This window comes from Actinopolyspora mzabensis (genome assembly GCF_900101095.1).
GTDB classification, from domain to species: domain Bacteria; phylum Actinomycetota; class Actinomycetes; order Mycobacteriales; family Pseudonocardiaceae; genus Actinopolyspora; species Actinopolyspora mzabensis.
Window position 1 is genome coordinate 264043 of record NZ_FNFM01000003.1, and the last position, 24538, is coordinate 288580.

The window sequence follows — 24538 nt, forward strand, 5'->3', positions numbered from 1 at the left end:
CGGCACCAGCGCACCCTGGAGCGGGATCCTCCGGTAAGTGCAGCAGCAGTGCGCCCGGCGAACCGCGAGTGACGAGATTCGACCGGACAGTGGGGCGGCACGGATCGAGTGGATCGTCCAGGCCGCCCCCAGCCACGCATCAGATGTAGCTGGTGTTGGGTTCCAGCCCGCACAAAACACGTCCGTACAGCTCGTTGCCCATGACAGCGTTGATCAGGGGGTGTTGGTTGAGCGCGTGGAGATCCCGAGCCGTCCGCTGGATCGGGACGTCGAGATAGATCGACGAGCCACCACTTACACCGTTCAGGATCGAGGTTCCCTCTGCGGCCAGCGCTCCCACCGCGCCGACGTCCATCCTGGCACGCGCCCGTTCCTCGACTGACCATGACTCGTTCACCGCGGCTTTTTGATCGAGTGAGTCCACCAGCCGCTTCGCGTGGAATTCCGCTTGGTCCATCTTCGACATCGACTCGGCTATCCGATGGTGGATCGCGGGGGCCTCCGATTGGCTGGTGTAGTCGGTATAGGTGATCGCCCGATTGGGCATTCGCTCGCGGAAGTTCTCCATAGCCGCCCTGGCCAGACCAACCGGGGCACCCACCGATGACGCGTTGGCCACAGCGGGCATGGGAGCACGGAACATCAGCAGGTCGCGGTTACGGTCCGATGAGTAGCGTTGTCGCAGTACATCGGCCACGGCAACGATGCGGTGCGAGGGAATGAACACCTCGTCGGCAACGGTGGTGATACTTCCGGAACCGCGTAGCCCCGATGTGTGCCAGTCGTCGACCGCGGACAACTCGTCCATGGGGACGAGTCCCATGATCGGCTGCGATTCACCCCCGCCTGCCGGCGCCATCACGAGAACCACCTGCCAATGGCTGTGCCAGGCTCCACTGATGAAACTCCACCGGCCGTTGACCACGGCACCACCCGGTTCCGGTCGCGCCGTGGCACTGGGACTCAGGGTTCCGCACACTCGGACGTCCGGGGTGTCGAACACCTCCTCCTGGGCCTCGTCCGGGAACAGTCCCACCATCCAGGTGGGGATCCAGTAGACCGAAGCGGTCCATCCGACCGAACCGTCCGCTCGTCCCAGTTCGGCGGCCACGTCGAGGAGTGTTCGTGTCGTGGCCTCGTATCCGCCGTGGTGTTTCGGGACACGGAGTCTGAACACACCTGCATCGGCGAGGGCATCGACCGAGTCCGGGTGTAACCGACGGTTCTCCTCCTGCCATCGTGCGTGCCCCCGCAGGACCTCGCTGATCGCCATGACTCGGTCCAACACGGTCTCGCCCGTCCGGCTGACTGAAGTGGTGGCTGTACTCACTGTGCTCTCCTCGATGTGTTCGCCCCCACGTCGGGGCTTCCGGTCTTGTGCGGTGTCCAGCGGGTTGTCGGCCGCATTACGCCGATCGCGGGGTGCATGTCGTGTCGGGCTACGACGACCGCGGGAGACGAGGATGCCGCTCACCCGGCATCCTCGTGTGGTCAGCCTGCTGTGGGTGTGTTCCCGTGACGGGCGGCGACGTATGCTGCCCAGGCCGTGAGCTCGATCAGGGCCGCGTCATCGGCACCGGTTGCTCGGTAGTCCAGAACCGTTCGCTCGTCGACCCGATAAGATTCCAGCGCGGTCAACAACGCGAGTCGCCCCGCGGGACGGTCACCGGGACGAAGTTCGGTGAGGCAGTCCTGCAACCAGGAAAAATTCATTCGATAATCGCTGTCGTACCTGGGTAGCACCGTGTGCAGCATGTCCCGGACAGCGATCGGGACCGAGCTCTTACCGGCTCGTTCGATCACCGCGTGAGCTCTGGCAGTGGTCTCCGCGATTCGCTCGTGACACCCCTCCGACGGGAGTTCGGCGGCTCGGTCGGAAGGGGGCAGCAGTGCCAGCGACTCGCCCGGCGGTGAGGCTGATCGCGAACGTAGAACCCGTCCGAGCATCCCGATTGCAGCTCGTGGTGCTCCACGGGGCAGTGGCGAATCGTCCAGGAAGACGTTGACCATTCTGTTCAGGTAGTGGAACGTCGTCGCGACAGCGGTTAGCTCCGTGGTGACCTCCGGGCGCTCCTCCGCCACGGGTGCCGAGTGGGGAGAAGGGCTCGATGCGGGCAACGCGTCTGCCAAGGAACCGTGTACCGCCACACAGTAGGGGCATGAATTCGCCTCCGAGACGGCAGTTGCGATTCGTTCCTTGGCCGCTCTTCCCGCGAATCCCGGCACGAGCAGAGTTTCCCTGAGCATGCACCACGCGGCGGCCAGCAGTTCGGGGGAGGGCGAGTGCAGCGTGATCGGTGGAGCCAGCATTCCGAAATCCCGTTCGGTCTGGCGATACACCTCGGCGACGACCCCGGAAGCGGACTCCGGTCGGACCGGTGAGACGTGCTTGGTACGCATGCCGGCTGATCGGAGCATGGTTCGGAATGGGTTCATGTTTTTCTCCGTGGCATCGGTAGCGTTTGCGCCGGCCCCGGTCCTCTCCCGGTTCGGAGTTGTCGACAGTCATTCCGGTCTCCCGAAACCGACGTCCACTGTGGGGAGAGTCCCTTTGTAGTCGACGTCGATTCCCCGTTCTCTGGCCGCGCGCACGATGCCGGGAACGGCGCGTTCGGCCAGCGCCGCGATCGTCAGGGCCGGATTTACCGTCAAAGCACCGGGAACGGCCGAGCCGTCGGTAACGAAGATGCCGGGATGGTTACGAAGCTCGTGGTGCTCGTCCAGCGCCGACGTGGCGGGATCGTCACCGATCCGGCAGGAAGCCAGCGGATGCACGGTGTAGGCGCCGACCACGTCGTTGGTCCACGGGGCCACCTCGGCCAAGCCGTCGCGTTCCAGGAGATGCTTCACATCGGCGTCGGCCCTGGCCCAAGCACGTACGGTGCTGTCGGAAGGAGTGTATTCGAGACTGCCCCGCCCCAGCATCTGTTGCGAGATGCGGGTGGCGTTCCCGGTCGGTGGTGGTTGGCCGAAAACTCCCTCGTTGTCGTCCTCGATCATCTCGAAGATGGTCAGCCAGGACTGCCAACGTTCGAGCAACTTCTTCTTCGCGGCGCCGAACCAGGAAGGGTCGGTTTCACCGGGCACCTGCGCCAGGATCGTTCCCAGGCCCGGTGGGAAGTACAGCTGTTCCAGTGAGTAACGAGCATACTCCGGCAGCGAACCGTCCACGTTGTCCCAGTTCGCAACCGTGGGGCCCTTGCCGATCTGGTTGGCAGCGTACGAGGTTCCTGGCGCACGACTCAGTCCCAGCACCTCACCGACACGCCGCTCGTCGACCACGGCTGTGTTGAGCCGTTCCCCGTTGCCCGAGAAGTAACGTCCGACGGCCGGGGGCATCGTGCCGAGATGCTCCCGCGAGCGCTGCAGGATCACGGGACTAGCACCGGCGCCCGCCGCGACCACGACGATCTTCGCGTCCACGGTTCCGCTACCCGTGTGCACCCGGTAATCGGTGTCGTCCACCGTCGTGAAGTGCACCCGGTAGTCCCCGTCGGGGGTTCGGGATAGGTGTTGTACCTCGTGCAGCGGACGAATATCGGTGCCGTGAGAGACAGCCGCCGGCAGGTAATTGAGCAGCAAGGAGCGTTTGGCGTCGAAGCGGCACCCGGCCATCATCCAGTTGCAATTGGTGCACGCGTCGTTGTCGATGGCTGTGGGCAGCGGATTGGCCGTTCGTCCCGAGTGATCGCATACCGCGGCCCACAGACCACCCGCGTAACTGGTGTCGTGCCAGTCCTGCGGAGTTACGGGCAGCGCCCGGGAGACCCGGTCGTACCAAGGATCGAGAGTGTCACGAGTGATGGAGGCGGGCCACATCCTTCTGCCGATGCTGCCGTGCCGCTCGAATGTGAACCGGGGGGCACGAGGCATGGCCGCGAAGTAGACGACGCTGCCTCCACCGACACAGTTCCCTGCGAGGACGCTCATCCCGTCCCCGACGACGAAGTCGAACACTCGAGTGTAGGACGAGCCGAGGAGGAAGTCGTGTTCGAAATCGGAGCTGTTCAGCCAGGGACCACGCTCCAGCAGAATCACGTCGGCACCGCCTGCCGCAAGGTGGTAAGCCGTGATGGCGCCGCCGAACCCACTACCGATCACTACGATGTCGGTGCTTTCGAAACTGCTCATGCCGGGCTCCCCGTCGCTGTGGTATCGGGATGGGGACTGGCCAGTTTTCTGCCGTAGGTGTGCCGCGGGAACCGCCAGAGTCCGTCCTCGTCCGGCGGGAAAACACCCATCGCCGTGAGGCCGGGATGTCCCGCTCTGACCGCTTCCGCGGTGTGCAAGTGCGCGGCGCTGTCGAACGCCATATTGCTGAACAAGGCCAGCAGAACCCAGAGCTCCTTCTCGGGGTGTCCTGTCGACAGCAGTTCACTCACCAGGGCGGTACGCTGCCCGAACGACAGATCCACGAAGTTCGCAGCCGATCCCCTCGGGTTCGCCGGACTTTCGACAGTGTGACGGCCCGCGTGTTCGTCGAGCTTGTCGGCGAGTGCTTCCAGGCCTTCCGTTATTCCGGTGGCAGGCGTTTCCAACAACTCGACTGCCCCGGCAGCCACGGCGCCTGGACCGGGTGCCGCTCCCGCTACCGCCCTATCTGCGGGATGACGCTTCTCTCCGGGGAGAATGGTGTCCGCAAAGGCCTCCAGGGTCTCTTTGCGCCGTCTCCGCTCAGCTGTTTCTGGCATTGTCGAGTGTGCCCCTCTTGTCACAGTAGTACTCAGGCCATCCGGTAACTTCAGATGCGGCTCGGACGAAATGGGCCGTCGGTGCCGTGGACCTTCATCGGCAGGCCTCCACCCAGTCGGAGTGACAGCATGGGTTCGGGAACCGGCGGTCGCCCCGACTTGGAAAGACGCATATTTTTGGCCACCGTGACGAGAACGAAGACCGCTTCCATCATTCCGAGTTGATTTCCTACGCAGAATCTTGGTCCCGCGCCGAAGGGAATATGAGCGTAGCGTGGGCGCTCGGCGGCGCGGTCCGATCGGAACCTCTCCGGATCGAACCGATCTGGACGGTCCCAGAATTTCGGGTTCCTGTGCAGCGTGTAAGGGCAGATGAGAACATCCGCGCCGGCAGGAACATGGTAACCGCCGATTTCGTCCGCATACCTTGATCTGCGCGGCAGGATCCAAACGGGCGGGAAAAGTCGAATTGATTCCTGCAGGACCATCATGGTGTACGGAAGACTGTGTAGGTCTTCGTGCTTCGGTCGACGATCTCCGAGCACCGTTTCTGCTTCGGAACGAATCCTCGACATGACCTCGGGATGGCCGTCCAACAAGTGAAACGTCCATCCCAACATGCTCGCCGTTGTTTCGTGTCCGGCCAGCAGCAGAGTGATCAGATCGTCACGGATCCGCTGTTTCTTCGCGGGGGAGTCGCGATCGGGACCCGCGGACCTGAGCAGCCTCAGCAGCAGGTCATCGCCGTGGGGGTCCGGATTCGTACTCCGGTAGGCGACCAGGTCGTCAACTGTCTCACCGAGCTCACGTCGCGCATTCAGGAAACGTGACCCCGTGGGCAGCGGTAACCACTGCGGGACCATGCCCATGGTTTGCATCTCGAACATGGCCTGGTCCTGTACGGTCTCGAAGGACCGTCCGATCGAACCCGGCAAACCCGAATCGAGATCGAGCAGCGTGCGCCCGAGGACCCGCAGGGTGAAGGCGGTCATCTCGCGTACCACATCCACCGAGCCGTGGTTCTGGGCCGATTTCAGCCTTGTTGCCAGCTTGTCCGCCTCGTCGGAGACCACATCGGCATACTCCGCGGTTCGAGCGTGCCCGAACAGTGGTTGCACGGTGCGACGTTGCTCTTTCCACAGTTCGCCGTCGCTGGTGAGCAAGCCGTTCCCCAAAGCACGCCGCGCCTGGATGTAACCGATTCCCTTGCGGTAGTTGGCGTTGTTATCGGCCAGCACGTGTTTGGCGTGGTCGGGATGGTTGAACAGATAGAGCGTTTTCGGTCCCATCCGTATACGAACGGCATCACCGTATTCGGACACGGCCGAGCTGACCAGGCCGAGGCGGTCCGTGGCGAGCTTTCGCAACAGCGACGGTGCCGCACGAAGCGGCGGTCCCGGAGGGGACGGGAGTCGGGCCCGATCGGTCATGCCGCCCTCCCGGGTTTCACCGGAACGGCATCTACCCGCGTCATCACTTGTCCCGAGCCGGCCTCACTGCTGTGGCCCGTGGTGGAACGCTCACGGCTCTTGTTGACGAAGTGCACCGACCACAGGAACACCCCGCGGATAAGGCACACGCCTGCGGTGGCGAAGAACAGTCCGTACGCGATGGAAGCGCCGGTGAGGAGCCCGTAGAAGACGGCGACTCCGCTGCCGAAGGCGAGCTGGGAAGCTGGTTTCGACGGGGTGGTGGCGGGATCGGTGACCATGTAGTTGGTGAACAGAATGAAGGCCACCCCTGTCATCGAGGCGAGGGCTCCGGCGATCGAGGTGTCCAAGAAGACGCCACGCAGGACGGACTGCAACGCGTAAACCGTTACCCACCCCACGATAAGCCACATCTTACCGGTCAGTTTGGCGTTGAGCATCGTCCCGGAAACGAGGATGACCAGGGGGATGAACCAGTCCAGCCAAATTCCCGTGCTTTCGGTGAAGTGGTAAGGAGGAGCGATACTCGCCCAGGGGAAGAGGATCAGTATCGTGGCGATCCCCAGATTGGACGGATTCATGAAGTGGCGCATTCTTCCGTTCACGGGGGCACGAAGCAGCCACTTTGCTCCGACTGCCACCGTTACTCCGAACATCATCGCCCAGACCTGGTCGTTGACATAGATCAGCATGTTCACGGCCAGACCGGTGATATGTGCCGGATAGAGAAACTCAACCACTCCGCGCACACCATTCCCCGAAAACTGGGGCGCGCGTTTGACGGCTCTTGCCGCCAGCAGTTCGAGAAAGATTTCCACCGCATAGGCTGTCAGAATCGCTATGAAGGGCCACAGCCACGGTTGCTCGAAACCGAGAAACAGGTATCCGAGCAAGTTGAACACCGTGATCGATATGGCGAACCTTCGTAGTGCCGTGATTACTTTCAACGATTTTCGCGAGGAATTTTGGGATTCGGTGGCCATGACTCATCATTCCTTCCTGGCCCGACTGCCGAGCAGCAGATCGTGCCAGCCGGGTTCGAGCTCGAGTTCGTCCTCCCGTGTTCGCCCGGAGCGATCCCGCCAGCTCAGCTCCACACGTACTGGGGTTGTGACCTCGCCGAGCCCGATGTGGATTTCGTGGCTGCGTTTTCCGGAATGACCGCTGCCGCCGTCGACACGTGCGATGTGCTCGTGTCCGTCCGAGGTGGTCACCTTCACCTGTGCGCCGACGACGGGGGAGCCCGGTTCCAGCACCTGTCCGGAGGCGGAGTCGGCGGGACGGTTCAGCCGCAGCCCGAGGAACGATCCTGTCGAAGGGCTGTCATTGTGATAGAACATCGGTGCTTCCCACTGTCTCGCCACCGCGAAGTCCAGTTTCCCGTCACCGTCCGCATCGCCCGTGGCGACGCCGCGTGTGGGCACCGGGACGTCCAGGCCGAGCTCTTCGGAAAGATCCGTGTACCGTCCTCCTCCGGTTCGCGAGAAGAAGTTCAGCCGTTGATTGCCCGCGATGTCGTCCTCCGAACGCACGTGTGGCCACCAGGTCGGATCGGAGACGAGCTGGTCATTCGCCGTGGCCAGTTCCTGTAGCTGTGGCCAACGGTTGGTATCGCCCCGCACGAAACCGTTGGTCTGCACGATCTCCGACGATCCGCTGTTGTCGAAGTCACCCATCTTGACGTCCCAGCACCATCCGCCCCATGCGGTCCCGAGAGAGGTGCTTCGATCCCTCCACGGGGCCCTGCCCGCTGCGAGCTCCTCACCAAGGCTCCGCTCGCTGTGCTCCTGGGAAACGAACTGGAGATTGCTCTCCTGAATGCCGAACGATGTCGTGATGTTGCTGACGAAGAAATCGTAAACACCATCGTCGTTGAAGTCGGCGAAATCTATCCCCATGCCCTTGAATGAATCGTGTCCGATCCGTTTGGATTTGGGTTCCATCGGGGAGCGTGCCCCCTCGACCGGCGCGAAGTTGATGTGACCGGGCTCGGAGCGGTTGTGAAGCAGCGCGTCGGGGCCGTGGTCCTGCGCGATGTAGAGCTCTGGAAGCTGGTCTCCATCAAGATCGTTGGCCGCGGCGGCCAGCACCCATCCCTTGGAAGTATCGGTGTCCAGGACACCTCGGACGCGTTCGTAGTCCACGGCTTGATCGGGATCGTCCGTTGAGTCGTTCCACCGGAAAATGTAGTCCCTGCCACCGTTCGTGGCGTTCGACAACGAGAGGTTCATCGCAACGCCCCCATTCTTCGATTCATCGAGAACGGGGCTGTGCGGAAAGTAGTTTCCGAGGTATATGTCTTCGTGTCCGTCCCCGTCGAAGTCCGCCAAAGCAACGGCATTGCTGTTCCACTTCGGGCCTCGATAGGTATCCTCGAACGAGTTCGGCACCAGCTCGGTGGGCCGATAGGTTCCCTTTCCGAAATCCTGCCCGTCGGCACGAGCCAGATAGATGATCGGGGTGCGCCCCCAGTAGTAGACGAGCAGGTCCCTCCTCCCGTCCTCGTTGAAGTCCCCGGGAGCACATCCCATCGGTGCCATCGCGTCATTCATGGGTAGGGGGGTGGGATCCAGCTTGAAGGGCTCGTAGCGCGTGTCGTTCTCACCAGGAGTGGGAGACACCGAAACTTGGTCGGTTCTCGGGTCGGTTACACACAGGTCGTTCGAGAGTCCGTCGCCGTCCAGGTCGTTCATCGAGATACCCGCCCCGACCGAGGAGATCCAGGCGTTGATGTTCTCGTATTCCTGGTTGACTCGACGGATGTCCTGCGTGGGCAGTCCTCCAGGAAGTGCGATCGACATGGGTGTGAAGTCGTAGGAATCCGCGAGTTTTTCGCGATCGTCCGCTGTGACGCTGGGAACTCTGGCCAGGACGAACAATAAACTCATCAACACTATGGCGACGATTCCCGCGCGTTGTTTACTCAGCCACTGCAATGTCGCGGTCACTTGTCAACACTCCTTGGCACGCTGAATGCATCGGCGATGCGCTGTCGCCAGCTCTCGTAAGCGAGTGGTTCGTGGACCTCCACGCCCTGCGGCCTGAGTCGCCTGGTGAGCGAGGAGGCTTCTGTTGGGGACATTCCCAGCAGCGCTTCCGTGGCCAGCTCTGTCTCCGCCACCACGCATTCGCCGTGTACCCGTGCCTCCGCGGCGAAGGCGGCCCCCTGCGCGAGAGCGCCGAAGTACGGCGCCGCGCGTTCCGTGAGACCACGAAGCTCGACCTCATCGGCTCCACCTGCGTAGGTGGCGGCGAGCCCAACTCCGCTGAAGAGATCTCGTCTCCGGTGTTCCGGAAACCGGTAGACCAGGTCGGAAACCAAATCCGTGTCGGCTCCGCCGACGAACCACATCGCCCTTCCAATGCCTTGATCAACCGCCCTTCCCGGGTACGAACCACTTCCGTCCTCGGGCCAGGGCAGCCGTTTGGGGCGATACTGCCGGTGCACGTAGCGTCGTGTACGGAAGTAAGCCTGGTGGAATCCGTAGCCGTCCAGCACCAACCAGCGGAGCAGCGGATCGAGCTCGCGTACCGACGGCCCGAGCAAGCGGGGCAATCTGGCCATCGCCCATCCGATCCCCACGTAGGCCGTGTAGACGTGCTCACGTCCTATACCACTCAGAAAGTGCGCGACTTGGTGATTGCGCGTGGTAGGAAGACCGTCCAGCACCGTCAACCCCATCGCCGCGCCTTCGTACGCGAACCCGCGGAAGAGAGCGGGGTGGGTATCCAGACCGCCGCGCAGCTCGGTATCGGACACCGACTCGATCGCTTTTCCGTAACCGTCCAGGAAGCTGCTACCAACCTTTTCGAGAAGCTCTTGGCAAGCCGTGTTTTTGCGGTGGAATCCGCGTTTACTCAGATATGTGGCCGATATGTGTGGGGTGAGAAGGCGCCGCCACGCGGGGCGTAGGCCGGTGCTCACGCTGGGTCCCCTGTCTGTCGAATGGCGTCAACGCTTTTCCCGAGATTCTGAACCGCACGCGAGGCCGACAACCACTTCAGTATTGCCTTCGGACGGTGTCGTTGGACGAGTGGTGGCAGCCGTGCTATCCGATCGAAGTGTTCGCTCGGCTGCCCGCTTCGCTGCGCGTGAGTCCAGGCCCATGGCTGCGGGCATCGCATGAAGCAGAAGCCTCGATTCCCGGTCGCTGTGTCACGATATCGCGCCGCGAACGCGGCAATTTCCTCTTCGAACGATTCTCGTACAACGAGCCCGTCGATTCACGTTCCGGCCTCCGGCGAGGCGGCGACGTGTGCGTGTCAAGCTGCCTTCGGGGACCGGTGCTCGGAGTTGCCTCCACGTCCGAGATTGGGTCGAGGTCCGGCCAGTGACACGGCGATGGGCGGATCGGTCGGTGTCAGCGGCCGCAAGCGCAACCGTACCCGCGATGTGCGGTGGGGGACGGAGGAAACAGGGGTGGGGCCACTGATGTGAAGCTGTTCCCGTCCGCTGCTGCGATCAACGTGTTGGGCTACCGCCAGCACTGACCATCGGCCGGACGGCACGTCGTTCAGCGCCATTCGTGTCGTCCCGGTATGTGTGATGTATTCGTAAGCCAGCGGAGCGCTCTGTGGAATTGTGCTGTCGAACAAGCCGACGAAAACATTAGCCGGAGCGAGGTCACACGGTAACTCGATCGTGCCTTCGACCGTGGAGTCGCCGTACGAGCCGTCACGGACGTGTTCCGCATGGGATTCCTCACCCATCGCCCCCGGAGCGGGTAATCGGAAAAAGTCGGTGGCTGTGGCGATCATGAGATCGTTCACCTCGGGTTGCCGGTACTCCGTGGGCGTCATGCCGACTGTTTTCGTGAACCTGCTGGTAAAAGTTCCGACGCTGCTGTATCCGACGCTGCACACGATGTCGGAAACCGTGAGCGAACTCGTCAACAACATTCGCTTGGCTTCGAACAGACGTACCGCAGTCAGATACCTACCCGGAGTAACTCCTGTTTCTCCGGAAAAAACACGTGAGAAGTGGAATGGACTGAAGAACGCCGCAGAAGCCAAATCACCGAGCGTGATGGGGTCGTCGTAGTGCGTGCGGATCAGCGAGATCGCGTTTTTGATGCCTGGATGCATGATTCTGACTCCCTGGAACTGCGAGCGGCGGAATCCGCGGTGCGCATGTCCACGCTTGCTCCCGCGGGACGGATCCCTTACCCCGGAGGAGCCGATTCGGATGGGACAACGAGTGCCGGCCCATCCCCGCTCGCGCCGGCTTGAACGTGCCCACGACCGTGCTGAGTGTTCCGCTGCGCGAATGTGGTGGGATCGGCCTCACAGGACTGAATATGCGGTTACCCGCTCAAAGGAGGGTCAAGAACGGAGCAGGGAGCTGGTGAGGTGTCGATAATCCACAGGGGAAGCCCGAGCCGGGACCGTACGAAACAGCAGGTGGTGCGGCTGGACGAGTTTCGCGATTCCGCTCTTTCCGAGGTGAATGCTTCCGATGTCTCTCTGAACCGGCTGTGACCCCCGGTCCGCCTCTCGCCACCGGGCCGGTGCCACATCGACACGCAAGGACGCTGCGCATTCACCAGCGACCCTACGGGCGAACTCCGCCCGTAGCGCGACTCCAACAGTCCCAATGACGAGCCCTGGACCGATGACCTGTCCGGCGGGGACGGCGTTTCGGTAGCAGGCGCGCAGAAAACAACGGTTAGCCCTGTTCCTACTGGCCACAGGGCCGAGATCGCTGACGATCTGTGGGTGGCGGCCGAATGAGCCGCAGACGGGGCGGTGTTCGGTGGCGGTGAGGATGTGCTCCGTCGTTGATCACTACGGGCGGAGCGGTGGATGTCGACGAGGTTCTTCTCCGATGAGGAGATCGAGCGGCTGCGGTCGTGGCCTGCCGAGTTGGGCCGGGATGAGCTGATCCGGTACTTCACGTTGGGCTCGGATGATCGGGCGTGGTTGAAGCGGTCGGCTCGGGGGCAGGGCAATCGGCTGGGTTTGGCGGTGCAGTTGTGCACGCTTCCCTGGTTGGGTTTCGTGCCTGATGAGGTGCCGGCCGCACCGCGGGCGGCGGTGAATCGGCTGGCTGTGCAGCTCGGTGTTGGCTTGGCCGAGCTCGCCGGATATGGGGCGCGGGAGCAGACCCGCACCGAGCATCTGCGGCTGGTGGCCGAGCGGCTGGGGTGGCGGTTGGCCGGGGACGTCGAGTGGAAAGACCTCGAGGAGTTCCTGGCCGCGCGGGCGATGGAGCATGACGCGCCGAGTGTGCTGTTTCCGCTTGGTGTGCGAGTACTGCGCCGGTACTCGGATCATCCGGCCTGGTGTGGTGCCGCTGATGCGCGCGGTCGCCACCGCACGGGAGCGTGCCACGGCTGAGACGTTCCTGCTGCTGGAGCCGCTGCTGGGGGCGCAGCGACGGGAGGAGCTCGACGCGCTGCTGGTCGCGGGTGGGATCTGCGGATCTCGCGGTTGGCGTGGCTGCATCGCGGGACGACGACCGCGTCGCCGATGGCGATCCGGGCCGAGTTGGACAAGCTGCGGTTTTTGCGTGGGTTGGACGCGCGCACCCTGGACCTGTCGATGCTGCCCGAGGTCCGGCGTCGCCGGCTGGCCAGGATCGGCCGCCGCAGCACGAATCAGGCCCTGGCTCGTCGGGACGGCGACAAGCGGCATCCGGTGCTGCTGGCCACGGTCGCCGAGTGCGCCGTCGAGGTGCTCGACGAGGTCATCGGCATGTTCGACCAGGCCTTGTCCGGTGTGGAGAACCGCGCGAAGCGCAAGCTGGACGATCTGCTGGCCCAGCGGGCCCGAGAGTCCGAGGAACGGCTGAATCTGCTGGAGGAAATCCTCGCGGTGGCCACCGAGGTGGACGTGCCTGATGCCGAGTTCGGGCCCCGGTTGCGGCGCGTGATCGGGCTGGAACGGCTGCGCATCGCCCGGCGTGACCCCGCCGACCGGCTGCCGCGCGATCACGGGCATCTGGCGATGGTGGAGTCGAGTTTCACCTACCTGCGCGAGATCGTCCCGCACGTCATCCGTGCTGTGTCCTTCGAGGTCGCCGTGGATGCTCGGCTGCTGCTCGAAGCGGTCGAGGTGTTGGCCGAGTTGTATGCGCGCGGTGGCCGGAAGGTGCCCGAGGGGGCGCCGACCGAGTTCGTGCCGAGTCGGTGGCGTGGCTACCTCGATCAGGTCGCCACCAGCGGCAACACGGCCGCGTACCGGCACTATTGGGAACTTGCCACCCTGTTGGGCTTGCGGGATGCGCTGCGGTCCGGGGATGTGTGGGTGCCGGGCTCGCGGCGGTTCGCCGACCCGACCACGTTCCTGCTGCCCGCGTGCCGGTGGGAGGCGTTGCGGGGCGAGTACTGCGCCTTGGTCGGCGTGCCGCACGAGGTCGAGCGGCTGCGCGGCCAGCTGCTCGCGCTGTTGCCCCGGCCGCACTGACCGAGCTGCTCATCGAGGTCGACCGGTGGGCGGACTGGTCGGAGCAGCTCACCCACGCCGGCGGCAAGACCCATCGTGAGCCGCAGCTGCGCCGCAACCTGTATGCCGCGATCCTGGCGCAGGCCTGCAACTTCGGCGTGGGCGCGATGGCCGATGCCTCCGGGATCTCGGAGGAGACCCTGCGGGAAGCCAACGCGGCGATCGTCAATCACCACCACGGCCTGCCGCTGGCCTCAGTCTGGGGTGGCGGCACGATGTCGTCCTCCGATGGGCAGCGATTCCCGATGCGGGGCAAGTCGCTGACCGCGCGGGCGATGAGCCGCTACTTCGTCAACGAGGGCGTGGCCACCTACGCCCACGTCTCCGACCAGCACACCACCTACGGCACCAAGGTCATCCCGGTCACCGACCGCGAAGCCGTCTACGTGCTCGACGAGATCCTGGGCAATGCCACCGACCTGCCGATCACCGAGCACGCCACCGACACCGCAGGCCAGACCCTGACAGTGTTCGCGCTGTTCGCCTTAACCGGCTTCACCCTGTCCCCACGCATCCGTGACCTCGGTGAGATCACGTTGCACCGCCTCGGCATGCGCAAGCAGGTCGTGGGCGGGTTCCCGCACGCGGGCACCTTGTTGACCGGCACCATCGATACCGCGCTGCTCCGCAGCCAGTGGGACGAGATGCTGCGGCTGGCCGCCTCGCTGGTGGTGTCCAAGTTGCATGCCTCCTCGCGACGCTCGGCGCTGGCTCAAGCGCTGGTCAAGTACGGCAAGCTGCAGCGCACGATCTACGCGCTGCGGTACCTGGCCGGTGAGGCCTACCGACGGCGGATCACCCGCCAGCTCAACAAGGGCGAGAGCCTGCACTCGCTGCGCCGGGACCTGTTCTTCGCCCACGAAGGCACCGTCCGGCGCCGGCGCCAGGAGCAGCAGACCGAACAAGCCCTGTGCCTGTCGCTGGTGACCAACGCGATCATCACCTGGAACACCGCCTACCTCGAGCTCGCGCTCGAGCGCCTGTCCCAGCGGCGCGGACGCATTGACCGCGACCTACTTGCCGACATCTCCCCGGCGCTGCTGGAACACGTCAACCCCTACGGCACCTACGAATTCCCAGTCGAAGCCGAGTACGCCCGCACCGGCTACCGACCGTTGCGCACGCTCGAGGCAGAGGGCTAACGCGGCACGGTCTGGGTGATGTGGGAACAGGCCCGTGATCCGGCGGTCCGGCGTCGATGGGCGGGCGGCATGCCGTGGGCGAATCCGGTTCGGCACAGAGGGGCTTGAGGATTCGAGACGGTAGGCAACGTTGAACACTCGACAGCCGTTGGGCGGCCGATGCTCGGGGCTCTGTCAGGTTGTGCTCTCGGTGGTGCGTTGGGAGTGGGGGTGGGTTTCGTACATGCGCAGGGCGAGGCTGCAGGTGGAGGCGAGGCTGAGGGCGGCGGCGGCCCAGACGGCGGCGCGCAGGTCGGTGAGGTCGGCGACGATGCCGCCGAGGACGGCGCCGGCGGCGTAGCCGCTGTCGCGCCAGAGGCGGTAGACGCCGACGGCGCGGGCGCGCCAGTTGGGGTGGGCGACGTCGCCGATGGCGGCCAGCAGCGTGGGGTAGACCATTGCTGTTCCGGCACCGAGCAGCACGGTGGCCAGCGCCCATGTGGGGAAGCTGTCGGCGACGGCGATGAGTGCCAGGGCCGCGGCCTGGGTGAGCATGCCGGTGGTGATGAGGTGTTTGCGGCCCCACCGGTCGGACAGCGCTCCGGTGGCGAGTTGGCCCGCTCCCCAGACCGCGGGGTAGAGCGCGACCAGCAGGCCGACCTGGGCGACGGGCAGTCCGGCGCTGGCGAACAGCAGGGGGAACAGGCCCCAGGACAGGCCGAAGTTGAGGTTGTTGACCAGGCCGGCCTGGCTGGCCGAGGACAAGGCCGGTTCGGTGAGGGTGGTGCGGGTGAAGACGTGCCGGTTGGTCAGCTCGGTGTGGCCGTTGTCGGAACTGACGGTTGGGTGGGCGGCTTCGAGGCGGGCGTGCTCGCGGGTTTCGCGGACTGCCACCGTCGACAGGGCGAGGCCGAGCACGACGTAGGCCGCGCCGAGCAGGAACGGTATGGGACGCAGCCCGAAGTGCTCGGCGAGATAGCCGGCCAGCGCCGAGGTGACCGCGACCGCGCCGTATCCGGCGGCTTCGTTGAAGCCCATCGCCAAGCCACGTTGGCGGGGCCCGACGAGGTCGACCTTCATGATCACGGTGGTGGACCAGGTCAGCCCCTGGTTGATGCCGAGCAGGAGGTTGGCCGCCACGATCCAGCCCCAGTGGGGTGCGAAGATCAGCATCGCCGGCACGGGGATGGCGATCAGCCAGCCGGCGATCAGCACGGGTTTGCGGCCGAAGCGATCCGACCAGGTACCGGCGAAGTAGTTGGTGGCGGCCTTGCTGAGCCCGAACACGAGCACGTAGCTCAGCAGGAAAGTGTAGCCGGTCAGGTGAAACTCCTGCTCGGCCAGCAGCGGCAGCACGGTCTGCTCCTGGCCGACCATGCCGCCGACCAGGGCGTTGACAACGACGAGCAGGCTGAACTGGGCCAGGTTGGCGCGCAGACCCAACCGCAGGCCGGTGGTGCTCATTCCCCCTCCTCCAGGGAACGTCCAGTGCTCGTGGCCCAGTCCTGCGGGCCGCCTTCGAGGACGGCGAGGTCGCGGTGGCCGGCCTGTTCGAGCAGGCTGGCCGCGCCCATCGCACGCTCGCCGTGCCCGCACATCACCACCGTCGGGGCGTGCGGCAGTGCGTCGGCACGGTCGGCCAGGGTGCCGAGTTCGACATGGGTGGCCCCGGCGACGTGCCCCTCGGCGTACTCGGCGTCCTGGCGTACGTCCAGGACACGCTGGTGGGTGATCTCGTCGGCGCCGAGCAGGCGGGTACTGCTGGTGGGCTGTCCGTCGGAGGTCCAGGCGGGCATGCCGCCGTCCAGTTCGCCAGCGAGGTCGATGCGGCCGATCTTGGCGGCTTGCCAGGCGATCTCGGTCGGGTCCTGCTCCTCCGAGCGGACGATCACCAGGGGGTGTTCGGGCGAGGTCAGCCACCCCAGCCAGGAGGCGAATGCCGGCCGCAGCGGAATGGACAGCGCCCCGGGGATGTGACCGGTGGCGAACTGGCACACCGGGCGCACGTCGACCACCTGCGCGCCCTCGGCTTGCAGCGACCGCACCCGTGCCCCGTCCAGCGCCGGCAGGGCAGGGTCGGCGTCGAGCACAACAGGCCCACGCCGGTTGTACTCGGCCAACCGCAGGAAGTACGGCGGGAAACTGCCCAGCGAATCCAGCAGGGCCGTCACGAAGGCGTCCTCGTCCTGGGCCTGCAGCAGCGGGTTGCCGGCCTTTTCCGCGCCGATGGTGCTGGTGCGCTGCGCACCGGGCGGGGCCGAGCAGAACGATCCGGCGCCGTGGGTGGGCCAGACCGCGACCTCGTCAGGCAGAGCTGTCAGGCGTTGCAGCGAGGCATACTGCTGCCGCGCCAGCGGCTCGGTCTCGTCCGGCGAGACCAAGTCGGTGCGCGCCGCCGCACCGACGATCAGCGATCCACCGGTGAACACGCCCTGCGCTCGGTCGCCGTCGAGCAGCAGGAACGCCAGATGCTCGTGCGTGTGCCCGGGTGTGGCCAGCGCCCGCAGTCGCAGCCCGCCGAGGTCGATCTCGTCACCGTCGTGCAATCCGGTGTGGGCGAACTCCCGGTGCCCGGCCGCAGAGGCGAGTACCTGGGTGCCTTCGGTGGCCGCCAGCTGGCGCATGCCGGAGACGAAGTCGGCGTGCAGGTGCGTATCCGCAGCAAACGCCAGCGTCAGGCCCCGTCGCCGGGCGGCCTGCCACGCGCCTCGTAGATCCAGGCTGACATCCACGACCAACGCGCGTCCGTCACCCAGATCGACCAGGTAGGCCGAGTTGCCCAGACCCTCATCGACCAGCGGAACCAGATCCACCGTGCTCATCGCAGCACCTCCCTTCGGGGTCGCTTTTCCGTACGCAGGATCCGTTATACACTATTCCACGGAATATTGGAGGAACGATGGCTGATCATCATGCCAAGGCAGCGCTGTTCGACCAGTTCGCCCGAGTCGGCAAGGCACTGGGCAGTGGCAAGAGGCTCGAACTGCTCGATCTGCTCGCCCAAGGCGAGCGCACCGTGGAGTCGCTGGCCCGCACGGCCCAGCTGGGCACCACCACCGCCTCGGCGCACTTGCAGACCCTCAAACAAGCGAACCTGGTTACCACTCGCCGGGAGGGCACCAAGATCTACTATCGACTGGCCGGTACCGACGTCGCCGCGCTATACGCGCTGGTGCGCAGCGTGGCCAGCGCCCACCTGCCCGACGTAGCCACGGCCAGCACCGCCTACCTCGGCCCGGACGATGCCGAGCACGTCAGCCGCGACGAACTGCTCCAACGCGCCCAAGACGATGACGTGGTCGTGCTCGACGTGCGCCCGCGCGAGGAATACGAGGCCGGACACATCCCCGGCGCGGTCTCGATCCCGCTGGAGGAACTGGCCGGCAAGCTCGAAACCATCCCAGCCGACCAGAACGTCGTCGCCTACTGCCGCGGCCGCTACTGCGTGCTCGCCCACGACGCGGTGCGCTTGCTGACCGCCCACGGGCGCACCGCCCACCGCCTGGACGACGGGATGCTCGAATGGCGGCTCGCCGACCTGCCCGTGACCACCACCTGACAAGCACCACCCGACCCGCAGCCGCAGCGCGCCCGCTGACGACCGCCTGCCAACGGCAACGCCGCCGAGCACAAACTTCGGTCGACTCGACGCGGAATTGCCGCGACGGCCTGCCCATCACCGCTGCCTGATCCATCACTTGCCCTGAAGGGACCAGGATGACCCCCGCGACCGCGGCCGCACTGCACCCTGCGCAACGACGCATCCTCACCGTCCTCGTTGCCGCTCAGATCCTCAGCGGTGCCGGGCTGGCCGCCGGCATCACCGTCGGCGCCCTGCTGGCCGAGGACATGCTCGACACCACGGGCCTGTCCGGCCTGCCCAGCGCCCTGTTCACCGCCGGCTCAGCCGTCGCGGCCGCCCTGATCGGACGCACCTCCCAACGCCGTGGACGCCGCACGGGCCTCGCGGCCGGCTACGCCGCCGGGGCGTTGGGAGCGCTCGGTGTCGTGGTCGCCGCCACCGTCGACAACGTCACACTGCTGTTCACCGCCCTCGCCATCTACGGAGCCGGCACCGCCACCAACCTGCAAGCCCGCTACTCCGGCGCCGACCTGGCCACACCCGCGCACCGTGCTCGCGCTCTGAGCACCGTGCTCGTGGCCACCACCCTCGGCGCCGTGGTCGGCCCCAACCTGGTCACCCCGCTGGGCACGCTGGCCCGGTCCTGGAACATCCCACCGCTGGCCGGGCCCTTCCTGCTGGCCGCCGTCGCCTACGGCGCCGCCGCGGTCGTGCTGTGGACGCTGCTGCGCCCCGATCCGCTGCTCACCGCCCGCACCCTGGCCGAGCCGGACACACCCCGACCCCGGCGCAGCCCCGCAACCCCGAGCTCCTCGGCCGACAACAGGCGCCTCGTGCTGCTCGGGGCCGCGGTGATGGTCCTCGCCCAACTCGTCATGGTCGCGATCATGACGATGACCCCGATCCACATGCAGCACCACGGACACTCCGTCGGCGCGGCCGGAATCGTCATCGCCGTGCACATCGCCTCGATGTACCTGCCGTCCCCACTGAGCGGATTCCTCGTCGACCGCTACGGCCGAATGCCCATCGCGGCTGCCTCCGGACTCACCCTGCTGGCGGCGGGACTGGTGGCCGCCTTCGCCCCACCACAGTCGGTCGCGCTGCTGGCGATCGCGCTCGGACTGCTGGGCCTGGGATGGAGCCTCGGACTGGTCAGCGGCACCGCGATCATCACCGACAACACATCGCTGGCCACCCGCGCCAAAACCCAAGGACTGGTCGACGTCACCATCGCCGTCGCCGGAGCCAGCGGTGGGCTCGCCTCCGGCATGATCGTGGCCACCGGAAGCTACACCCTGCTCTCTCTGGCCGGAGGCATCATCGCCGTGGCCCTGCTACCCGTCCTCGTGATCGCCACACGCCCCGGCAGCACGCTGCGCCCACACGACCAACCGGCGCCCACACCAGCTGACCGTTGAGCGACCAACCTGGTCACCAGGAACCCGGTCTGACACACGTTGAAAAACGATCGTTTCTCAACACGATCACCACGCCAGCAGTCCACACCGCACGAACCGTCCCGCAAGTGTCGGAAAAACGTGTTGCAAGGACCGAGTGTCCAACAACCAGACCAGGACCGTTTGTCGTACGGTCACGACACCCGTGATCACGAAAGGCGCACCGGATGACCAACGACGCCCCGGACGACCTCGCCCTCGACGGCGACCCCCTCGGCTAGGGCGTGACTGGTGGATCTTGTGGTCGTTGGTCAGGTGTGTCGTATGGCGAGTTGTCCGATCGGGAGTGGGAGCGGTTGGAGCCGATGTTGCCGCAGGTCACGCCGCAGCGGGGTGGTCGGTGGCGGGAGCATCGGCAGGTGGTCGAGGGCATGATCTTCAAAGACCGCACCAGCTGCCCGTGGCGGGACCTGCCGGAGCGGTTCGGTCCGTGGCAGACGGTGCAGTCTCGTTTCTACCGGTGGGCCGAGGACGGCACCTGGGATCGGATCCTGACCGAGCTGCAGCGGGCCGCTGATGCCGCCAGTGAGGTGGACTGGACGGTCAGTGTGGATTCCACCGTGGTGCGCGCCCACCAGCACGCCGCCGGAGCAAAAGGGGGCACCCGCAAGCACTGGGCCGGTCCCGAGGAGGGCTGAGCACCAAGATTCACCTCGCTGTCGACGGACGAGGCCGTCCGCTGAGTCTGCTGATCACGCCGGGACAAGCCGGTGATGCTCCGCAGTGTCTGCCGTTGTTGGCGGCCATCCGAGTTCCCCGCCCGGGGCGTGGGCACCCGCGCACCAGACCGGTGCGCATCATTGCCGACAAGGCCTACTCCTCACGAGCAATCCGGGCCCACCTACGGCGTCGCGGCATCGCCGCCACCATCCCGGAACCAGCCGACCAGGCCGGACACCGCCGCAGGCGAGGCTCGGTGGGAGGCCGCCCACCCGCCTTCGAGCCCACTGTCTACCGGCAGCGCAACATCGTCGAACGCAGCATCAACCGCCTCAAGCAATGGCGCGGCATCGCCACCCGCTTCCACAAGAAAGCCCACTACTTCCACGCCACCCTGACCCTAGCCAGCATCCTCCTCTGGCTCCGCACCTGATCCACCAGTCACGCTCTAGATCGGGTGCGGTGCGCGCGTCGGCTACGCCCGCGTGTCCACCGCCGAGCAGAGCCTGCGCCGCCAGGTCGATGCCCTCACCGACGCCGGATGCATCCGCGTCTTCGAGGAGAAGCTGTCCGGCAAAAACGCCGAACGGCCCGAGCTGGCCGCCTGCCTGGACTACCTCCGCGACGGCGACACCCCCGTCGTGCTCGAACTCTCCCGGCTGGGCCGCAGCCTGCAGGACCTGCTTGCGATCGTCTCCGACCTGCGTAAGCGCGGCATCGGGTTCACCTCACTGCACGAGAACCTCGACACCACCACCCCCGGTGGCAGGCTCATGTTCCACGTCTTCGCCGCCCTGGCCGAATTCATCCGTGAGCTCATCGCCGACGGCACCCGCGAAGGCCTCGCCGCAGCCCGCGCAGGCGGCGTCCGACCCGGCCGACCACCGGCCATGACCGGCGAACAGGTCCGCCACGCCCGCGCCCTGCTCGCCGAACCCGACACCACCGTGGCCTCCATCGCCCGCCTACTCGGCGTGTCCCGCTCCACGATCTACAAATACGTCCCCGAACTCAGCCCCAGCCGCTCGGTCGAATCCGGATCTGGTCCGCAAGCATCCCTGACGAGCTAAGCGTTGTTTTCTGCGCGCCTGCTACCGGAACGCCCCGAGCAACGGTGGTCCTGTCCGTCACGGGAGGCCGCCGATACGGATCAGTACCGGTGTGCGGTCGGGTCCGTCGGTCGTCGCAGACACGTGTGGAGCATTCCAGTCATTTCCGGGACCAGGAGGGGATCACGTAGACCATGGCGACTTCACTCCCGCAACGGGATCATCACGCACAAGCGGTACCTGTCGCGCGGTTCCTCCGCTGCCAGCAGGCTTCCCCCCAAGGACGACACTCGCTGTTCAAGATTGTGGATGCCACGCCCGGTTCCCTCGTCGGCGGAACGGCTCCCGCGTGTTACTCCATCGTTTACGATGTCCATTCTTGCCGTGTCACCGTCTTTTCTTATGGTGATCTCGCAAAACTTCGTCTTGCTGTGGCGGAGGACGTTGGTCACGCCCTCCCGGATCACAGTGGCGAGCACGGTGCTGACCGGTTTCGGAAACTCGGATCCGTCGCTGTCGATGTGTACTTCCACATCAGCGGCAGTGAGCGCGGCACGCGCCGCGCAGCATTCGTCGTCCAAGCGAAGTTGCCGGTAGGTGTTGGCCAGTGACCGGGTGTCGGCCAGGGATTTGCGGGAGATGTCGAGGATCTCGATGAGCTCGTCATTCGCCCGCTCCGGATGCTCGGCCATCAGCTTGCTGGTGAGTTCGACTTTGAGCGTTATGGCCGACAGGCTCAGGCCAAGCAGGTCGTGTACGTCGCGGGCGAAACGCTGCCTTTCCCCAGCCAGAGCGATACGCAAGTGCTCGTCGTACTTCGAGTGGAGCGTTCGGACATAACCGGAGAGCCGAACCAGACCGTAGATCATCAACCCGGTCAGGGCGGTCGTGATCATCTGGAACGTCCTGTCGAGCACCGCAACGTTCCCGATTGGAACGAGCCAGCCCGCGCCGAGCGTGATCGTCGCCAACAGCGGAACCGAGACAGCAGCTCGCAACGACAGCAGGACGCTGCTCCCGAACAGGCCGGCCAACCCGACCCAGGACTGGCCGTACTGGAACAGCGGTGCGTACACCAGCGCCGCGAGTGCGATCAACGCCGGATAGCACGCTGCCGGCCGGTACCGGGTACGCGCTCGGAGGAAGTATCCGAACTGGAGAGCGAGTATCGCCGCAAGGTAAACGGGTGCGAGTAGCAGGTCAGTCGTGACCGCGCTGGTAGTCAGTACGTCGAGGAACGACACCAGGCACAACGTGCCGATGACGACGGTGACCGTTCCGCTCGACAGTCTGGAGGCGGCGTCAGGATGGAGGTGGCCGATGGCAGCGGCCGGGTGAGCCGAGGACCACGAACCCGATGACGACACGTTGCTCGGGAAGGGATCCCCCTCCGCCGTCGGTGAGCCGTACATCCACGTCCTCCTCATAGCCGCCCCCTTAACGGTCGAGAACGAAATTACCCGGCCAACGACAACACGGCTTCCGCAAAAAAGCTGAATCTATATCAATATAGTAAAGTTACAAAATTGTAATTGTACCAACCGGTAACCCTTCGGAGGAAAAATTGCCAGTGGATCTTGCTTGCAAGAAACAGGCAGCTTCATACGTGTCGCGCCGATACCTGCCGAATAGTCCTCTCGAGCCGAGGGAAACATCCCGTCTGGGCTCTGACCAGCACGTATTGTTCCGCCAAACACCTGTTGCCCTGTCGAGCACCTCGAAACCACCGTTTGTCGTGTATTCGAACTCGCCGCGCACTCCCGGCCGCGAGGGCACTCACCTGGTCGAGTTAATCCTTCAAGGGGACCCTGGAACGAAAAAGCTATTCCAAGGACTCTCTCGCCGCTCCGGTTGAACTCCCGCCAGCATGGTTGCCACGCGCTGGAACGTTCGTCGCATCCGCTCGACTCCGGAAGGCGGAAATCTGGTCCACTTTCCGGAGGAATCTGATTAACCCGGAAAACCTTACCGCTTGACCCGTTTGTCCTATTTGTTCTGCACACTCAAAAAAATGAAAAAAATACATATTTCAAGTGCGTTGTTGACTGCCTCTGCTCCGTCCGCTGCTTTTAAGTTCGACTCGTCGTACAGCGATCCGGAAAACTGGATTGTACTGAGCCAGTGCGGCGGATAATCATTGGGGGTATTCGCTATGCGAGCTGACCCGACGACCACGGATCGAGCCGTTCACGAAGACCTCGGGCTACGGGTCGAGACGTCAGCCAAGTCGTGGTTCTCCCTGCTGGGGGAACTGGAGATACGTAAGGACGGTATCGATCACGCTCCGACAGCACCGAAACTGCTGCAGATAATGGCGTTGCTGATCCTGCAAGCCGGTAAGACCGTACACACCGATTCGATCATCTGGGAGCTGTGGTCGGAATCTCCACCGCGCAGCGTCCGCACCGCCATACAGACCTACGTCTATCAACTGCGCCGCAGCATCGAGGAAAACGGCCTGGCCACCAACGGTGAATGCGTGCTGGAAACGAAAACACCGGGCTACCGCCTGTGCGTGAGTCCCGAACAAATCGACGTTTTCCTGTTCCAGCGCTTGTGCAGCCAAGGGCGCGAGGAATTCGAGGCAGGGCTCTTCGACCAAGCGGCGGCTTCGCTGCGTGCAGCACTGTCGCTGTGCTCCGGGAACCCGATGGCAAACGTCAGATGCGGTCCCGTGTTGCTTTCACACGCCGTGGCTTTGGGCGAACAACGCCGCAATGCCCTTCACCTGCGCATCCAGGCCGAAATCGAGCTGGGGGAGCACCGCGACCTGGTCGCCGAACTGCGGTCGCTGGCTGCAGACTCCCTGGACGAGACGGTGCACATGCAACTCATGCAAGCGCTGAGCCGTAGCGGTCGCAGACCGGAGGCGTTGGGTATCTACCGCGACCTGCGAACCAGGCTGGTCGAAGAGCTGGGGCTCGAACCCTCCGGAGAACTACAGCGATTGCATCGTGACCTGCTGTCACACGACAGGTAACTCGCGGTGAGCGCCCGGGACCGCGGCGGTGTGCGGGCAGACGGACACCGCGGTTTCGCGGCACTACCGGGTTGCTCGGGTGAGCTCCGGGCGCGGTCCCGGCGAACCGCGCCCGGAGGAA

16 protein-coding genes and 2 pseudogenes are annotated in these 24538 nt (G+C 65.0%); 6 read left to right on the top strand and 12 right to left on the bottom strand.

From position 1 onward, the window contains the following. Positions 1-139: 139 nt before the first annotated feature. The 9 genes from BLR41_RS06350 to BLR41_RS06390 all read right to left on the bottom strand — a co-directional run bounded on the left by BLR41_RS06350 (position 140) and on the right by BLR41_RS06390 (position 11206). Positions 140-1273: an acyl-CoA dehydrogenase family protein gene (locus BLR41_RS06350; protein ID WP_092627042.1), complete on the bottom strand. Its 1134-nt coding sequence runs from the start codon at positions 1271-1273 to the stop codon at positions 140-142. A gap of 218 nt (positions 1274-1491) precedes the next feature. Next, on the bottom strand, positions 1492-2436 hold the full coding sequence (locus BLR41_RS06355; protein ID WP_092627043.1) for a carboxymuconolactone decarboxylase family protein: 945 nt from the start codon (positions 2434-2436) through the stop codon (positions 1492-1494). 69 nt (positions 2437-2505) lie between these two features. Further along, positions 2506-4131 carry an FAD-dependent oxidoreductase gene (locus BLR41_RS06360; protein ID WP_092627044.1) on the bottom strand — a complete coding sequence of 542 codons (1626 nt, stop codon included), beginning with the start codon at positions 4129-4131 and terminating at the stop codon, positions 2506-2508. After that, positions 4128-4691, bottom strand: coding sequence for a DUF5987 family protein (locus BLR41_RS06365; protein ID WP_092627045.1), 564 nt, complete (start codon positions 4689-4691; stop codon positions 4128-4130). Before BLR41_RS06365 ends, BLR41_RS06360 begins: the two co-directional genes overlap by 4 nt. Positions 4692-4741: 50 nt before the next feature. Beyond that, a complete protein-coding gene (locus BLR41_RS06370; protein ID WP_092627046.1) occupies positions 4742-6121 on the bottom strand; it encodes a cytochrome P450 in 1380 nt (459 codons plus the stop codon). Then, complete coding sequence (locus BLR41_RS06375; RefSeq protein ID WP_092627047.1) at positions 6118-7104, bottom strand: RnfABCDGE type electron transport complex subunit D; 987 nt, start codon at positions 7102-7104, stop codon at positions 6118-6120. The genes BLR41_RS06370 and BLR41_RS06375 overlap by 4 nt, the downstream gene beginning before the upstream one ends. A 6-nt stretch (positions 7105-7110) precedes the next feature. After that, the gene (locus BLR41_RS06380; RefSeq protein ID WP_092627048.1) at positions 7111-9069 is read right to left on the bottom strand and encodes a CRTAC1 family protein; all 1959 of its coding nucleotides are present in this window, start codon (positions 9067-9069) and stop codon (positions 7111-7113) included. Beyond that, the gene (locus BLR41_RS06385; RefSeq protein ID WP_092627049.1) at positions 9066-10046 is read right to left on the bottom strand and encodes a DUF1702 family protein; all 981 of its coding nucleotides are present in this window, start codon (positions 10044-10046) and stop codon (positions 9066-9068) included. Before BLR41_RS06385 ends, BLR41_RS06380 begins: the two co-directional genes overlap by 4 nt. Before the next feature lie 338 nt (positions 10047-10384). Then, complete coding sequence (locus tag BLR41_RS06390) at positions 10385-11206, bottom strand: AraC family transcriptional regulator (RefSeq protein WP_218119957.1); 822 nt, start codon at positions 11204-11206, stop codon at positions 10385-10387. Between the two features lie 717 nt (positions 11207-11923). Between BLR41_RS06390 and BLR41_RS23820 the strand changes: the two are divergent. Continuing rightward, a pseudogene (locus BLR41_RS23820) lies at positions 11924-14706 on the top strand (Tn3 family transposase). 174 nt (positions 14707-14880) lie between these two features. On the opposite strand, the gene BLR41_RS06400 reads toward BLR41_RS23820, so the two are convergent. Together BLR41_RS06400 and BLR41_RS06405 are read right to left on the bottom strand one after the other, a co-directional pair. Continuing rightward, positions 14881-16149 carry an MFS transporter gene (locus BLR41_RS06400; RefSeq protein ID WP_092627050.1) on the bottom strand — a complete coding sequence of 423 codons (1269 nt, stop codon included), beginning with the start codon at positions 16147-16149 and terminating at the stop codon, positions 14881-14883. After that, positions 16146-17507 carry an MBL fold metallo-hydrolase gene (locus BLR41_RS06405; protein ID WP_092627051.1) on the bottom strand — a complete coding sequence of 454 codons (1362 nt, stop codon included), beginning with the start codon at positions 17505-17507 and terminating at the stop codon, positions 16146-16148. The genes BLR41_RS06400 and BLR41_RS06405 overlap by 4 nt, the downstream gene beginning before the upstream one ends. Before the next feature lie 77 nt (positions 17508-17584). Here BLR41_RS06405 and BLR41_RS06410 point away from each other — a divergent pair, with 77 nt between their 5' ends. The 4 genes and pseudogenes from BLR41_RS06410 to BLR41_RS06425 all read left to right on the top strand — a co-directional run bounded on the left by BLR41_RS06410 (position 17585) and on the right by BLR41_RS06425 (position 21458). Beyond that, complete coding sequence (locus tag BLR41_RS06410) at positions 17585-18244, top strand: ArsR/SmtB family transcription factor (RefSeq protein ID WP_092627052.1); 660 nt, start codon at positions 17585-17587, stop codon at positions 18242-18244. A 158-nt stretch (positions 18245-18402) separates the two neighbouring features. Next, positions 18403-19689 (top strand): MFS transporter, encoded by a 1287-nt coding sequence (locus tag BLR41_RS06415; RefSeq protein WP_092627053.1) that lies wholly within the window; start codon positions 18403-18405, stop codon positions 19687-19689. 344 nt (positions 19690-20033) lie between these two features. Continuing rightward, positions 20034-20821, top strand: a pseudogene (locus BLR41_RS06420) (IS5 family transposase). Positions 20822-20840: 19 nt separating this feature from the next. Continuing rightward, a complete protein-coding gene (locus tag BLR41_RS06425) occupies positions 20841-21458 on the top strand; it encodes a recombinase family protein (RefSeq protein ID WP_218119985.1) in 618 nt (205 codons plus the stop codon). 182 nt (positions 21459-21640) lie between these two features. On the opposite strand, the gene BLR41_RS06430 is transcribed toward BLR41_RS06425, so the two are convergent. Further along, positions 21641-22849 (bottom strand): sensor histidine kinase, encoded by a 1209-nt coding sequence (locus tag BLR41_RS06430; RefSeq protein ID WP_176797851.1) that lies wholly within the window; start codon positions 22847-22849, stop codon positions 21641-21643. Between the two features lie 740 nt (positions 22850-23589). Here BLR41_RS06430 and BLR41_RS06435 point away from each other — a divergent pair. Further along, positions 23590-24417, top strand: a complete 828-nt coding sequence (locus BLR41_RS06435) for an AfsR/SARP family transcriptional regulator (protein WP_092627056.1) — start codon at positions 23590-23592, stop codon at positions 24415-24417. The last annotated feature ends 121 nt before the right edge of the window (positions 24418-24538 follow it).

Coding starts and splice junctions, on each gene's coding strand:
- BLR41_RS06350 (WP_092627042.1), bottom strand. CDS start 1,273: ATGGCGATCAGCGAGGTCCTGCGGGGGCACGCACGATGGCAGGAGGAG.
- BLR41_RS06355 (WP_092627043.1), bottom strand. CDS start 2,436: ATGAACCCATTCCGAACCATGCTCCGATCAGCCGGCATGCGTACCAAG.
- BLR41_RS06360 (WP_092627044.1), bottom strand. CDS start 4,131: ATGAGCAGTTTCGAAAGCACCGACATCGTAGTGATCGGTAGTGGGTTC.
- BLR41_RS06365 (WP_092627045.1), bottom strand. CDS start 4,691: ATGCCAGAAACAGCTGAGCGGAGACGGCGCAAAGAGACCCTGGAGGCC.
- BLR41_RS06370 (WP_092627046.1), bottom strand. CDS start 6,121: ATGACCGATCGGGCCCGACTCCCGTCCCCTCCGGGACCGCCGCTTCGT.
- BLR41_RS06375 (WP_092627047.1), bottom strand. CDS start 7,104: ATGGCCACCGAATCCCAAAATTCCTCGCGAAAATCGTTGAAAGTAATC.
- BLR41_RS06390 (WP_218119957.1), bottom strand. CDS start 11,206: ATGCATCCAGGCATCAAAAACGCGATCTCGCTGATCCGCACGCACTAC.
- BLR41_RS06400 (WP_092627050.1), bottom strand. CDS start 16,149: ATGAGCACCACCGGCCTGCGGTTGGGTCTGCGCGCCAACCTGGCCCAG.
- BLR41_RS06405 (WP_092627051.1), bottom strand. CDS start 17,507: ATGAGCACGGTGGATCTGGTTCCGCTGGTCGATGAGGGTCTGGGCAAC.
- BLR41_RS06410 (WP_092627052.1), top strand. CDS start 17,585: ATGGCTGATCATCATGCCAAGGCAGCGCTGTTCGACCAGTTCGCCCGA.
- BLR41_RS06415 (WP_092627053.1), top strand. CDS start 18,403: ATGACCCCCGCGACCGCGGCCGCACTGCACCCTGCGCAACGACGCATC.
- BLR41_RS06430 (WP_176797851.1), bottom strand. CDS start 22,849: ATGTACGGCTCACCGACGGCGGAGGGGGATCCCTTCCCGAGCAACGTG.
- BLR41_RS06435 (WP_092627056.1), top strand. CDS start 23,590: ATGCGAGCTGACCCGACGACCACGGATCGAGCCGTTCACGAAGACCTC.